Raw genomic sequence first — 12692 nt, forward strand, 5'->3', positions numbered from 1 at the left:
CGGGTCGACCGCCGATCGCGATCCGTTCCTCCTGGGCCGGCGTCCCGGACGCACGGCGGACGCGGATACGATGGACGGTCGTGGCACGCACGAAGAACACGAGCCGTTCCAGGAACCGCTCCGGCAACCCGGCCAAGGCCGCGGCACCGCAGCGCACGAAGCGCCGCGCGACCGCGGGCGACTGGATCGGCGGGGCGCGCCTGCGCACCCTGACGCTCGGCGTCGTACCCGTCGTGATGGGCACGACGGTCGGGTTCGTGGACAGCGGAGAGGCCGGTGACTTCGGCGACTGGCTCGCGAAGGGCCACCACCTGCCCATCGCGATCCTGGCGCTGCTCGTCGCGCTGTTCCTGCAGATCGGCGTGAACTACAGCAACGACTACTCCGACGGGGTGCGCGGCACGGACGAGTTCCGCGTCGGGCCCGCACGGCTCACCGGAGCCGGACTCGCGAAGCCCCGCACCGTGCTGACCGTCGCGCTGACGTTCTTCGGGCTCGCAGCCGTCGCCGGCATCGTCATCGTGGTGCTCACCCAGCTGTGGTGGCTCCTGCTCGTGGGCGCTGCCGCCATCGTCGCGGCGTGGTTCTACACCGGCGGCAAGAAGCCGTACGGGTACAACGCCCTCGGCGAGGTCTTCGTGTTCGTGTTCTTCGGACTCGTCGCCGTCCTCGGCACGCAGTTCGTCCTCATCGACCGGGTCACCCCGAGCGGGTGGGCCGCCGCGATCGCCGCCGGGTTCTTCGCCTGTGCGGTGCTGATGGTGAACAACATCCGCGACATCGACGAGGACCGACTCGCGGGCAAGCGCACCCTCGCGGTCGTGGTCGGACGGCCGGTCGCCCGGGTGCTCTACGGCCTGTTCCTGATGCTGCCGTACGTGGTGCTGCTCTGGTTCGTGCTGCTCTACTTCCGCACCGGGTTCACGTACTTCTCGCTGCTGCTGGCGCTGCCGGCACTCGCGATCGGCGTCTCCTCACGGAAGCCGCGGGAGCTCATCACGGCGCTCCAGCTGTCGTCGTTCGCGTCGCTCGTGTTCGGCGTCGTGCTCGGCATCACGCTCGCCGTCCAGCCGTAGCCCGGCGGGTCAGTCGTCGCGGTGCTCGCGGCGCGCTGCGTGGCGGTCGGCGTCGGAGACCGGCTGCTCGACCGGGGAGTCCCTGTCGGCCGCGTCGACGAAGTCGTCCTCGAAGTCGGTGTCGACGTCGTGCTCCGGCGCCGGTCGACGGTTCGCCAGGCTCTCGGTGACGCGACCGCGCAGCTTCGGCAGGGCGATGTACGAGATGAGCAGCGCCACGAGCGCGGCGACGATCGTCGCCCAGTAGCCGGGCATCGGCGTCAGGAGCAGGAGCAGTGCCAGCGCCGCGGCGAAGATGCCGAGGCGGGCCAGGGTGTACACGAGCCACGCTTTCACCTGCGCAAGTCTACGGATGCGCAACCGGCAGGGACCCCACAGGCTGCCGACCTAGACTCCCGGCCATGATCCGACTGTGGCTGATCGTCGTCGTGGCCGCCGTGGCGTTCACGGTCTACGCGGCCATCGACTGCGCCACGATGCCCCGCGAGCGTGTCCGTTCCCTCAGCCGTGGTGTGTGGGTCCTCCTCGTGATCGTGCTCCCCGTCCTCGGCGGCGGCCTCTGGTTCGTCCTCGGGCGGGCACCGGCGACCCGTCCCGGCGGTGGCTCCGGGTACCGTGGTCCCGAAGACGACCCGGACTTCCTCGGCGGCCCCAGCGGCCCCGAGCAGCACCGCACGGACAAGGACCAGGACGACGAGACCCTCCGAGACCTCGAACAGCAGTTCCGCGAACGAGAACGACGCGCCGACCGAGACCGCCGCGACCAGCACCGCGACGACGACGGCCGCACCGATCGCTGACGGCCCGGCCGGTTCCGGCAGCCCGGCGACCGACTTCGCCGTCGCGCTCCTGACCGAGCTCGCCCGGGCCGGTGTGACCGACGTCGTGGTGAGCCCCGGCTCCCGGTCGCAGGCGCTCGCCCTCGCTGCCGTCGCCGTCGAGCGGGCGGGCGGCATCAGCGTGCATGTCCGGCTCGACGAGCGCACCGCCGGCTTCTTCGCGCTCGGGCTCGCCGTCGAGTCCGGTCGGCCCGCCGCTGTCGTGACCACCTCGGGCACCGCGGTCGCCAACCTGCACCCCGCCGTGCTCGAAGCGCACCACTCCGGTGTGCCGATGATCGTCGTCAGCGCGGACCGCCCCGACGAGCTCCGCGGCATCGGCAGCAACCAGACCACGGTGCAGCCCGGGCTCTTCGGGCCGGCCGTCGCCGTCGTCCGCGACGTCGAGGCACCCACCGCGCACGGGGTCGACGCCGACACCGCCGCCACCGTCCGGGAACTCGTGCGCGAAGTCGTCGCCGCGGCCGCCGGCCACACGGGGCAGCCCGGGCCGGTCCAGCTCAACGTCGCCTTCCGCGAACCGCTGTCGGCCGGACTGGGCGAGGGGACGGTCCAGCCGGTGCCCGACGACGAGGTCGACCTCGCGTTCGCCACCAGGCGGGTGCACTCCGGTCTGCCGGTCGTCGACCTCGCGCCGGACGACGAGCCCGCGACGGTCGTCATCGCGGGACACGACGCGGGGGCGGACGCCGAGCGGATCGCCTGGGAGCTCGGTGCGCCGTTGCTCGCCGAGGTGTCGAGCGGTGCGCGGTTCGGGCGCAACCTGGTCGTCACCTACCGGGAGCTCCTGCGCGACCCGGACTTCGGCGGCGCGGTCCGCCGCGCCGTCGTGCTCGGCCACCCGACCCTCAGCCGCGAGGTCCCCGCCCTCCTCCAGCGCGCCGACGTCGAGACGATCGTGGTCCGCGGACCGGGGGCCGATCCGTACGACCCGGCCCGCGCCTCCCGGCCCGACGCCGCGACCACCTTCGTGTCGGACGTCCGCGTGACGGGCCGCACCCGGCCGGAGCACCGCGCCTGGGTCGGCCGGTGGGTCGCCACGAGCCGCGCGCTGCTCGGCGGTGGCGACGCCGGCCCCGACCTCGATGCGAAGCGCTCCAGCGACCGCGCCGAGCGCAACAAGTTCCTCCGCGACGAGGTGGCGCTCCGCCGCCGCGCCGTCGACCGCACGATGCTCGCGGACGCCGTCTGGGGTGCGACCTGGCCGCACGACCGCCTCGTGCTCGGCGCCTCGCAGATCATCCGCGTGGCCGACGGGCACGTCGCGGGCAAGGCGATCCGCGTGCACGCGAACCGCGGACTCGCGGGCATCGACGGGACGATCTCGACCGCGCTCGGGATCGCCGCCGCGCTCGAGCGTTCCACGGCCTCGGTCGGCACGACACGCGTCCTGCTCGGCGACCTCACGCTCCTGCACGACCTCGGGGCGCTCGTGACCGGTACCGAGGAGCACCCGCACCGCGTGCAGGTCATCGTCGGGAACGACGGCGGGGGAGCGATCTTCCGGGGGCTCGAGGTCGCGGCGACGACACCGGAGGCCGACATGCGCCGCATGATGACGACGCCGCAGCACGTCGACGTCGAGCCGGTGGTGACCGGGCTCGGCTGGGAGTACCGGCGCGCGGCGACCTGGGGCGACCTCGAGCGGGTCCTGACGGACCCGGCCGAGCGCGTCGTCATCGAGGTGCCGCTGGCCGACTGAGCGGCACCCGGCCGCGGCCGGCGCGCCGGGTCGGCACCGCGCCTCCTGGCAGTCGGCTAGGCGAGCGCGTCGGTGACCGGCCGGAACTTCAGGGCAGTCTCGGCGACCTCGCGCGCCGGGTCGGACCCGGCCACGATGCCCGCGCCGGCCCACGCCCGCACGGTGCCGTCGTCGGTGATCCGGGCGCTCCGCAACGCGAGCATCCACTCGCCGTCCCCGTTCGCCCCGAGCCACCCGACCGGCCCGGCGTAGCGCCCGCGGTCGACGCCCTCGAGCTCGGAGACGAGCCGGACCGCGACGTCGGTCGGGGTCCCCGCGACCGCGGCGGTCGGGTGCAGGGCGTCGGCGACGTCGAGCGAGGTCGTGCCGACGGGGAGCGTCGCCTGGACGTCGGTCGCGAGGTGCCACAGGTTCGGCAGCTGCAACCGGAACGGCTCCGGGTCGGCGCGGAGGTCGGACGCGATCGGGGCGAGCGCGGCCAGCAGGCTCTGGATGGCGAAGCCGTGCTCCTCGACGTCCTTCGCGCTCGCGGCGAGGGCCTCGGCGGCGGCGCGGTCGGACACCGGGTCGGTCCCGCGCGCCGCACTGCCCGCGAGCACGCGTGCCGAGAGCCGGGTGCCGTCGGTCCGGGCGAGGGTCTCCGGCGTCGCGCCGACGATCCCGTCGACGGCGAACGTGACGCACTGCGGGTACGCCTCGGCGAGGTCGAGCAGGATCGCTCGCCGGTCGGCGCCGTCGGGGAGGGTCCCGACGAGGTCCCGCGCCAGCACCACCTTCTCGGCGTCACCGGCGGTGATCCTCCGGACGGCGTCGGCGACCGTCGCGGCGTAGGCGTCCTCGTCGATGGCACCGGGACGGAGCGCGACGGACACGTGCGGACCGACGTGCGGCACCGGCACCGACGTGCGCGTGAAGGTGAGGGGTTCGGGGTCGAGCGTGGTGTCGACGGCGGTGAGCCAGGCCTTCCCGCGGCGGCGGCCGATCACGACGCGCGGGACGATGAGCACGCTCGTCTCGGTCGAGTCGTCGGCGAACGCGAACGAGCCGAACGCGACGAGCCCGGTGCCGCGCAGCTGCACGGGGTCGTCGACCACGGCGTCGCGGACCAGGGACCGCCAGGCCGCCGAGGCCTCGCGCATCCGGTCCGGGCCGGTGAACGTCCACCGCACGGCCTCGCCGATGCCGACGATCCCGTCGCCGTTGCGGACGAACGCGAGCGGGCTGTCCCGGAGGGTGTGGCGGAGGACGGCGCCCGGGTCGTCGAGGATCCGGGTCGAGACCGTCAGCGGTGGGGCCGCCGTGGTGGTTCGGGTCACCCCACAGATCGTACGCGCCGCGCGGGGAACGTCCGGGCACGACCTCTAGGATGTTGCGGGTGAGCAGAGCGGACCTGAACAAGCGGCCGGACGAGGTGGCGGCCATGTTCGACGACGTCGCCGCGAAGTACGACCTCACGAACGACATCCTCTCGGCGGGCAACGCTCCGCTGTGGCGTGTCGCGACGGTCCGCGCGGTCGACCCCCAGCCCGGCGAGAAGGTGTTGGACATCGCCGCGGGGACGGGCACGAGCGCAGCGGCCTTCGCGAAGAAGGGTGCCGAGGTCACGGCGCTCGACCTCTCCGCGGGCATGATCGCCGTCGGCCGTGAACGCCACCCCGAGATCACCTTCGTCGAGGGCGACGCCGAGCAGCTGCCCTTCGACGACGACACCTTCGACGCCGTCTCGATCTCGTTCGGGCTGCGCAACGTGAACGACCCGATGCAGGCCCTCGGCGAGATGCTCCGGGTCCTCAAGCCCGGCGGTCGTGTCGTCATCTGCGAGTTCTCCACGCCGCCGCTCGCCCTGCTCCGCTTCGGGTACGGCACGTACCTCAAGCGCGTGCTCCCGGGCGTGGCACGGTTGTCCAGCAGCAACCCGGCGGCCTACCGCTACCTCGCCGAGTCGATCGAGGCGTGGCCCGACCAGCAGGTCCTCAGCCAGTGGCTGCGCGGCGTCGGGTTCTCGGTCGTCGCCTACCGGAACCTCACGGCGGGTATCGTCGCACTGCACCGCGGTCGCAAGCCCGTCGCGGGCGAGGTCCGCGAGTCCGTCGCCCGGCGTGCCAAGGCCCGTCGCGAGCACCAGCACACCGGTGAGCAGCCGAGCGTCGACCCCACCGACGCCTGACCGGTCCCTCCACCCCCGAACACGGAGCAGCACTTGAATCCGAGCGTCCCGGTCGCACGTCGCGCACCGAGTCTCCGCGCATCGCTGGGCATCGGCGAGCGACTGTTCGCCACGCCCGCGGAACGCCGGTTCATCGCCGCGGTCGACGACGGCCTCGAGCTCGTCGAGCAGGGGCTCGAGGAAGCCATGCGCTCCACCGACACCCTCGCCGACACCACGAGCCGGTACCTGCTGTCCGCCGGGGGCAAGCGGATCCGGCCGACGCTCACGCTCCTCATCGCGCAGCTCGGTGACGGGGTGACCGACGCGGTCGTGAAGGCCGCCGTGAGCATCGAGACGACCCACCTGGCGTCGCTCTACCACGACGACGTGATGGACGAAGCGCCCGTCCGACGCGGCGTCCCCGCGGCCCACGTGACCTACGGCAACAACGTGGCGATCCTCACCGGCGACCTGTTGTTCGCGCGTGCCAGCCTCATCACGGCCGACCTCGGCACCGAGGGCATCCGGATGCAGGCGGAGACCTTCCAGCGGCTGTGCATGGGGCAGCTCCACGAGACGACGGGCCCCCAGCCCGAGGACGACCCGGTCGAGCACTACATCCAGGTGCTCAGCGACAAGACCGGCTCGCTCATCGCGACAGCTGCCCGTGCCGGCGTGATGTTCTCGGGCGCCGACCGCACGTACCTCGACGCCGTCGGCACCTTCGGCGAGAAGGTCGGCGTGGCCTTCCAGCTCGTCGACGACGTGATCGACCTCGCCCCCGCGAAGGCCAAGACCGGCAAGATCGCCGGCAACGACCTGCGCGCCGGCGTCGACACCCTGCCGCTGCTGCAGCTCAAGCGCCTCGCCGCGACGGGTGCCCCGGACGCGGTGGACCTGCTCGGGCGCATCGAGCGCGACGTGAACGCCGCACCGGACGACGTCGTCGACTCGGCGCCGTACCAGTCCGCCGTGGCCGCCCTGCGCGAGCACGAGGCGACCGCCGCGACCCGTGCCGTCGCGGTCCGCTGGGCGACGGACGCCGTCGACGCCCTCGCACCCCTGCCGGACGGCACCGTCAAGCGGGCACTCGTCCGCTTCGCCGAGTCCGTCGTCGAACGCAGCCGCTAGCGCCGGACCGCCGCGGTGACCGACGGTCCCGCCCCTCGAACCCCCTCGGGAGCACCCCACCCGAACGAACTGGAGACGATCAGTGCCCACCCTCCGAGTCGCCATCGTCGGCGCAGGCCCCGCCGGCATCTACGCCGCCGACATCCTGCTGCGCGAGGCCCACGGCCACGACGTGTCGATCGACCTGTTCGAGCAGCTGCCCGCCCCCTACGGCCTGGTCCGCTACGGCGTCGCCCCGGACCACCCGCGCATCAAGGGCATCGTCAACGCGCTGCGCGACGTGCTCGACCGCGGTGTCGTGCGGCTGTTCGGCAACGTCCGCTTCGGCGAGGACATCACCCTCGACGACCTCCGGCAGCACTACCACGCGGTCGTGTTCTCGACGGGTGCGATCAAGGACGCCGACCTCGACGTCCCCGGTGTCGAGCTCGAGGGGTCGTACGGCGCCGCCGAGTTCGTCAGCTGGTTCGACGGTCACCCCGACGTCCCGCGCACGTGGCCGCTCGAGGCCGAGAGCGTCGCGGTGATCGGGAACGGCAACGTCGCCCTCGACGTCTCGCGCATCCTCGCGAAGCACGCCGACGACCTGCTGCCGACCGAGATCCCCGCGAACGTGTACGAGGGACTCAAGGCGTCCCCGGTCACCGACGTGCACGTGTTCGGCCGCCGCGGCCCGGCGCAGGTGAAGTTCACCCCCCTCGAGCTCCGCGAGCTCGGCGAGCTCCGCGACGTCGACATGATCGTCTACGACGAGGACTTCGACCACGACGAGGCCTCGAAGACCGCAATCGCCACGAACAAGCAGGTCATGGTGATGAACCGCGTCCTCGAGCAGTGGCGCACCCGTGAGACCGGCCAGGCGAGCCGCCGACTGCACCTGCACTTCTACGCGAAGCCCCTCGAGTTCGTCGGCGAGGACGGCAAGCTCACCGCCATCCGGTACGAGCGCACGCGGCCGAACGGTCAGGGCGGCGTCGAGGGCACGGGCGAGATCCGCGAGATCCCGATCCAGGCCGCCTACCGCGCGGTCGGGTACTTCGGCTCGCCGTTGCCGGGCGTCCCGTTCGACGAGCGCCACGGTGTCATCCCGAACCACGAGGGCCAGGTCCTCGACGACGACAACCAGCAGATCCCGGGCGTCTACGCGACCGGCTGGATCAAGCGCGGCCCCGTCGGGCTCATCGGCCACACCAAGTCCGACGCGATGGAGACCGTCCAGCACATCGTGAACGACCAGGCGAGCTGGTGGACCCCGGCCGACCCGTCCGAGGGCGCGATCCCGGCCCTGCTCGCCGAGCGCGGTGTCGAGTACACCGATCTCGACGGCTGGCACAACCTCGACACCCACGAGCTCGCCCTCGGCGAGGCCGAGGGCCGAGAGCGCATCAAGGTCGTCCCGCGCGAGGACATGGTCGACGTGTCCCTCGGCCGCGTCGACGCCCGCACGGGCTCGGCGACGAGCTGACCGGCAGCCCGCGAACGCCATGACGACCGCACGCCCCGCACCGCCCACCGCGCTGCGGGGCGTGTCCGTCTCCGGGGTCCGGCTCGAGGGCGTCGACGTCGCCCGTGCGCTGGCGCTGCTCGGCATGATGGCGACCCACGTCGGGGGCATCGCCGACCAGGTCGACTGGTCCGACCCCGGCACCTGGGCCGCCGTCGCCCACGGTCGCTCGTCGTCGCTCTTCGCGGTGCTCGCCGGGGTCTCGATCGGTCTGACGAGCGGTCGGACGTCGCCGCCCGGCCCCCCGCGGATCGGTCGGGTCCGTGGCCGGCTCGCGATCCGCGCGCTCGTCGTCGTCGCGGTCGGCCTGCTGCTCATGGCGCTGCAGACCCCCGTCTACGTCATCCTCCCGACGTACGGCGTGCTGTTCCTGCTGGCGATCCCGGTGCTCCGGGTCCGTGCGCGCTGGCTGCTGGTCCTCGCCGCGGCGTGCGCCGTGCTGTCGCCCGTCGTCGCCCTCGGCATCGTCCCGCTCTACGCGGACGCCGGCATGTGGGAGGTCCAGCTCGGCCTCGTCTACCCCGTGGTCACCTTCCTGGCGTACGTGCTGGTCGGTCTCGCGGTCGCCCGTGTCGGACTGGAGGCGCGGAGCACCCAGGTGGTCCTCCTCGCGTCCGGCGCGGTGGTCGCCGCCCTCGCCTACATCGTCGGCAACGCGGTCGCGCCGGTGCCCGCCGACGCCGGGTTCGCGTTCCCCGGTGTGCCGTACGCGGGCGAGGGGAGCACCGCCGCCGAGGCCACGGCGCAGCTGTTCCTGTCGCCGCGGGACCACTCCTCGTCGATCGTCGACGTCGTGGGGACCGCGGGGGTGGCCGTCGCCGTCATCGCGCTCTGCACGCTGGTGTTCGACGGGAGGGGCGAGGTCGTCCGACGCATCGGGTACCCGTTGGCTGCCGTGGGGTCGATGCCGCTCACGGTCTACGCGGGGCACCTCGTCGTGCTCGCGGCGCTGCCGACGTACCCGGACTCGGCGGCGGCGTGGGGCTGGTTCGCGCTGGGGTCGATCGTGTTCGCGATGCTCTGGAGGCGGTTCCTCGGGCGCGGGCCGCTCGAGCGCGTGACCGCCCGGCTCACCCGCCTGGTGCCGGACCCGCGCTGACCGCCCCCGCCGCCGCGCGCCCGCGCCCGGGCGACCACCCGCGGCCCGCACCTGCCCGCCGGTCGCGACCCGCGCCTCCTGGGCCGGCCGCTACTGCAGCGCCGCCGTGAGCCGCGCGACGTTGTCGAGCACCTGCGACCGACGCGGCCGCTCCACCCACGCGTCGAGCGTCAACTCGAAGCTGTGCTCCTTGTAGGCGTCCTGGACCTCGCGCAGCGCATCGACGAAGCGGCTGCCGCGGACCATCACGGACACCTCGAGGTTGAGGCTGAACGACCGCATGTCCATGTTGCTCGACCCGATCACCGCCACGTCGTCGTCGATCGTGAAGTGCTTCGCGTGCAGGATCGTCGGCGCCCGGTACAGCCAGATCTTCACACCGGCCCGGAGCAGCCCCTCGTAGTAGGAGCGCTGCGCGTGCCAGGTCATCGCGTGGTCGCCCATCTCGCCGACGAACAGCTCGACCTCGACCCCGCGCTGCGCCGTGGTGGTGATGGCGTAGAGCATGGAGTCGTCGGGGACGAAGTACGGCGAGGTGATCGACACCTTCTGCTGGGCCGAGTAGAGCAGGGCGTTGAAGAGGCGCAGGTTGTTCTCGCCGTCGAACCCGGGGCCGGACGGGACGACCTGGCAGTCCAGTGCGTCACCACGGTCGGCCCGCTGGACGGGGTCGCTCTCGCGGAGCAGCAGCTCGTCGGTCTCGCTGTACCAGTCGGTCACGAACAGGGCGTTGAGGCCGGCGACGACGGGACCCTCGAACCGCGCGAAGAGGTCCTTGTACTGCATGCCCTTGTCGATGTGGGACTTCAGGTCGTAGGACTTGTCGATGAGGTTCTGCGACCCGGTGAACGCGATCGACCCGTCGATGACCACGATCTTCCGGTGGTTGCGGAGGTCCGGGCGCTGGAACTTCCCCTGCAGTGGCAGCAGCGGGAGCATGAGGTGCCACTCGATGCCCGCTCGGTCCATGAACGCGAGGGTGTCCTTGTAGCCCGGGTAGCCGCGGCTCGCCCAGTGGTCGAGCAGGACCCGGACGGTGACGCCGCGGGCCTGGGCGCGGGCGAGCGCCTCGAAGAACGGGCGCGTGGTGTCGTCGAGGGTCGCGATGTAGAACTCGACGTGCACGAACCGCCGCGAGCCGTCGATCGCGCGGGTCATCTCGGCGATCGACTCGTCGTAGTCGGGGTAGAGCTCCGCGGAGTTGCCGCCCACCAGGGGCATGGCGCCGAGTTCGCGGTTCAGGCGGGTGATGCTGTCCAGCCACGCCGGCCACGGGTGGTCGCGCCGGACGCGCTCGATCCCCTCGGTCTGCTCGAGGATGTACGCGTTGATCTCGGTCTGCTTCTCACGCCGGGCGTGCGGGAGCTTCGTCGACCCGATGACGAGGAAGACGATGAACCCGATGTAGGGGATGAGGAAGATCGCCAGCAGCCAGGCCGTCGCGGTCTGCGGCTTCCGGTTGATCGGGACGTAGATGATCGAGAAGACGCGGATCGCCAGGTCCAGCAGGACCAGGAAGACCGTGATGGCGACGGTGAGCCAGTGCTCCACAGCGGCGGGCGGCGCGTCAGCGGAAGTTGATGAACTGCAGCGGCACGTCGAACTCTTCACCCTTGAGGAGCTGGATCGTGTTCTGCAGGTCGTCGCGGCTCTTCGAGGAGACGCGCAGTTCGTCGCCCTGGATCTGGTTCTTCACGGTCTTCGGGGCGTTGGCCCGGAGGAACGCGCCGATCTTCTTCGCCACGTCCTGCTCGATGCCGTTCTTGAACTTCACCTCGATGCGGTACTCCTTGCCCGACGGGTACGGGTCGCCCGCGTCGAGGCTCTTCAGGCTGATGTTCCGCTTGATCGCCTTGCTCTGCAGGACGTCGAGGACGGCCTTCGCGCGCTCTTCCGAGTTCGCCTTGATGAGGACGTCCTCACCGCTGAACGCGATCGATGCGTCGGCGCCCTTGAAGTCGTACCGCTGCTCGATCTCCTTGGCGGCCTGGTTGAGGGCGTTCTCCGCCTCCATCTTGTCGACCTTGCTGACCACGTCGAAGGAACTGTCTGCCATGCGGGACAGCCTAACGGCGGACGGGAGGCGCGGTTCGGCACCCGTGGATCGGCCCACGGTGGTCACGAGCACCGTCTCGGATCGGCTATGCTTTCATGCGCGCCTTCGGTTGGTGACTACACGGGCCGGGTGCGCACATGGCAAGTTACCCAAGCGGCCAAAGGGATCTGACTGTAAATCAGCCGGCGTAGCCTTCGGGGGTTCGAATCCCTCACTTGCCACCATCGGAACGGCCCCGTCCTCATCGGACGGGGCCGTTCCGTTTCCGCGAGGATGGACGCATGCCCTCCGACCTCACCCCCGTCCAGTTCGCCGACCTCGCCGAGTCCATCGCCCGTGAGGCAGCAGCGCTCGCCGCACGCCGACGGGGCGAGGGGGTCGAGGTCGCCGACCGGAAGTCGAGCATCGTCGACGTGGTCACGGCTGCCGACCGTGAGGTCGAGGCACTCGTCCGGGCCCGGATCGCCGAGGCCCGGCCGGACGACGCGTTCTTCGGTGAGGAGTCCGGCACCGGCGCCGGGACCTCGGGCATCACGTGGGTGGTCGACCCGATCGACGGCACGGTCAACTACCTCTACGGCAACGCCGAGTACGGCGTGAGCATCGGCGTGGTGCGCGGGCCGGCCGACCCGACCTCGTGGGAGCCGATCGCCGGCGTGGTCGTCCAGCCCGCGACCGGCGTCGTGTTCCGCGCGGCCGCCGGCGAGGGTGCCACGCGCGACGGGGTCCCGCTGCACGTCGGGACGCCGGCCTCGCTCGCCGAGACGCTCGTCGCCACCGGCTTCGGGTACACCGCCGAGCGCCGACGGCAGCAGGTCGCGGTGCTCGCCGGACTCATCGGCGAGGTCCGCGACATCCGCCGTGGGGGAGCGGCCTCGCTGGACTGCTGCGCGGTGGGCGTCGGCACCGTGGACGCCTACTACGAGCGCGGGATCAACCCGTGGGACATGGCCGCCGGGTCGATCGTCGCCCGTGAGGCCGGCGCCGAGACCCGGATCTGGGAGGCCGGCGGCACGCGGTCGTTCCTCTTCGCCGCACCCGCCGTCGCGGACGAGCTCGCGGACCTGCTGCGGCGCCTCGAGGAGTCCGTGCTCGCCGGGTGAGGACATCCCGAGGACTGGCGTCTCCCGGACGCT

12 protein-coding genes and 1 tRNA gene are annotated in these 12692 nt (G+C 72.1%); 9 read left to right on the forward strand and 4 right to left on the reverse strand.

What is annotated here, in order from left to right; all coding sequences use genetic code 11:
- Positions 1 to 80: 80 nt before the first annotated feature.
- Complete coding sequence (locus ACIPEP_RS04465) at positions 81 to 1076, forward strand: 1,4-dihydroxy-2-naphthoate polyprenyltransferase (protein WP_402716610.1); 996 nt, start codon at positions 81 to 83, stop codon at positions 1074 to 1076.
- Between the two features lie 9 nt (positions 1077 to 1085).
- On the opposite strand, the gene ACIPEP_RS04470 is transcribed toward ACIPEP_RS04465, so the two are convergent.
- Positions 1086 to 1412, reverse strand: a complete 327-nt coding sequence (locus tag ACIPEP_RS04470; RefSeq protein WP_402716611.1) for a DUF4229 domain-containing protein — start codon at positions 1410 to 1412, stop codon at positions 1086 to 1088.
- Positions 1413 to 1477: 65 nt separating this feature from the next.
- Here ACIPEP_RS04470 and ACIPEP_RS04475 point away from each other — a divergent pair, with 65 nt between their 5' ends.
- Positions 1478 to 1876 (forward strand): PLDc N-terminal domain-containing protein, encoded by a 399-nt coding sequence (locus ACIPEP_RS04475; RefSeq protein WP_402716612.1) that lies wholly within the window; start codon positions 1478 to 1480, stop codon positions 1874 to 1876.
- Positions 1869 to 3617, forward strand: a complete 1749-nt coding sequence (menD, locus tag ACIPEP_RS04480; RefSeq protein WP_402716691.1) for a 2-succinyl-5-enolpyruvyl-6-hydroxy-3-cyclohexene-1-carboxylic-acid synthase — start codon at positions 1869 to 1871, stop codon at positions 3615 to 3617. Before ACIPEP_RS04475 ends, menD begins: the two co-directional genes overlap by 8 nt.
- A 56-nt stretch (positions 3618 to 3673) precedes the next feature.
- On the opposite strand, the gene ACIPEP_RS04485 is transcribed toward menD, so the two are convergent.
- Entirely contained in the window at positions 3674 to 4933 is a 1260-nt protein-coding gene (locus ACIPEP_RS04485; protein WP_402716613.1) for an isochorismate synthase MenF, read from the reverse strand.
- A gap of 59 nt (positions 4934 to 4992) precedes the next feature.
- On the opposite strand from ACIPEP_RS04485, the gene ACIPEP_RS04490 reads away from it, so the two are divergent.
- The 4 genes from ACIPEP_RS04490 to ACIPEP_RS04505 all read left to right on the forward strand — a co-directional run bounded on the left by ACIPEP_RS04490 (position 4993) and on the right by ACIPEP_RS04505 (position 9500).
- Entirely contained in the window at positions 4993 to 5784 is a 792-nt protein-coding gene (locus ACIPEP_RS04490; protein ID WP_070419487.1) for a demethylmenaquinone methyltransferase, read from the forward strand.
- Between the two features lie 33 nt (positions 5785 to 5817).
- Positions 5818 to 6897, forward strand: coding sequence for a polyprenyl synthetase family protein (locus tag ACIPEP_RS04495; protein WP_070418365.1), 1080 nt, complete (start codon positions 5818 to 5820; stop codon positions 6895 to 6897).
- A gap of 82 nt (positions 6898 to 6979) precedes the next feature.
- On the forward strand, positions 6980 to 8362 hold the full coding sequence (locus ACIPEP_RS04500; RefSeq protein ID WP_070418366.1) for an FAD-dependent oxidoreductase: 1383 nt from the start codon (positions 6980 to 6982) through the stop codon (positions 8360 to 8362).
- Between the two features lie 19 nt (positions 8363 to 8381).
- Positions 8382 to 9500, forward strand: a complete 1119-nt coding sequence (locus tag ACIPEP_RS04505) for a heparan-alpha-glucosaminide N-acetyltransferase domain-containing protein (RefSeq protein ID WP_402716614.1) — start codon at positions 8382 to 8384, stop codon at positions 9498 to 9500.
- Between the two features lie 90 nt (positions 9501 to 9590).
- Here ACIPEP_RS04505 and cls read toward each other — a convergent pair whose 3' ends face one another.
- Both cls and ACIPEP_RS04515 read right to left on the reverse strand, forming a co-directional pair.
- Entirely contained in the window at positions 9591 to 11051 is a 1461-nt protein-coding gene (gene cls, locus ACIPEP_RS04510) for a cardiolipin synthase (RefSeq protein WP_070418368.1), read from the reverse strand.
- A gap of 16 nt (positions 11052 to 11067) precedes the next feature.
- Positions 11068 to 11556 carry a YajQ family cyclic di-GMP-binding protein gene (locus ACIPEP_RS04515; protein WP_069712130.1) on the reverse strand — a complete coding sequence of 163 codons (489 nt, stop codon included), beginning with the start codon at positions 11554 to 11556 and terminating at the stop codon, positions 11068 to 11070.
- Between the two features lie 139 nt (positions 11557 to 11695).
- Here ACIPEP_RS04515 and ACIPEP_RS04520 point away from each other — a divergent pair.
- Together ACIPEP_RS04520 and ACIPEP_RS04525 are read left to right on the forward strand one after the other, a co-directional pair.
- Positions 11696 to 11780: transfer RNA gene (locus tag ACIPEP_RS04520), tRNA-Tyr, on the forward strand.
- A 57-nt stretch (positions 11781 to 11837) separates the two neighbouring features.
- Complete coding sequence (locus tag ACIPEP_RS04525) at positions 11838 to 12659, forward strand: inositol monophosphatase family protein (RefSeq protein WP_402716615.1); 822 nt, start codon at positions 11838 to 11840, stop codon at positions 12657 to 12659.
- The last annotated feature ends 33 nt before the right edge of the window (positions 12660 to 12692 follow it).

The sequence above is a fragment of the Curtobacterium sp. NPDC087082 genome, assembly GCF_044745045.1.
In the GTDB taxonomy this organism is placed as follows: domain Bacteria; phylum Actinomycetota; class Actinomycetes; order Actinomycetales; family Microbacteriaceae; genus Curtobacterium.

Bases quoted from the DNA above. Each gene is read 5' to 3' on its own strand.
- ACIPEP_RS04475 (WP_402716612.1), top strand. From the start codon at position 1,478: ATGATCCGACTGTGGCTGATCGTCGTCGTGGCCGCCGTGGCGTTCACG.
- ACIPEP_RS04505 (WP_402716614.1), top strand. From the start codon at position 8,382: ATGACGACCGCACGCCCCGCACCGCCCACCGCGCTGCGGGGCGTGTCC.
- ACIPEP_RS04515 (WP_069712130.1), bottom strand. From the start codon at position 11,556: ATGGCAGACAGTTCCTTCGACGTGGTCAGCAAGGTCGACAAGATGGAG.
- ACIPEP_RS04525 (WP_402716615.1), top strand. From the start codon at position 11,838: ATGCCCTCCGACCTCACCCCCGTCCAGTTCGCCGACCTCGCCGAGTCC.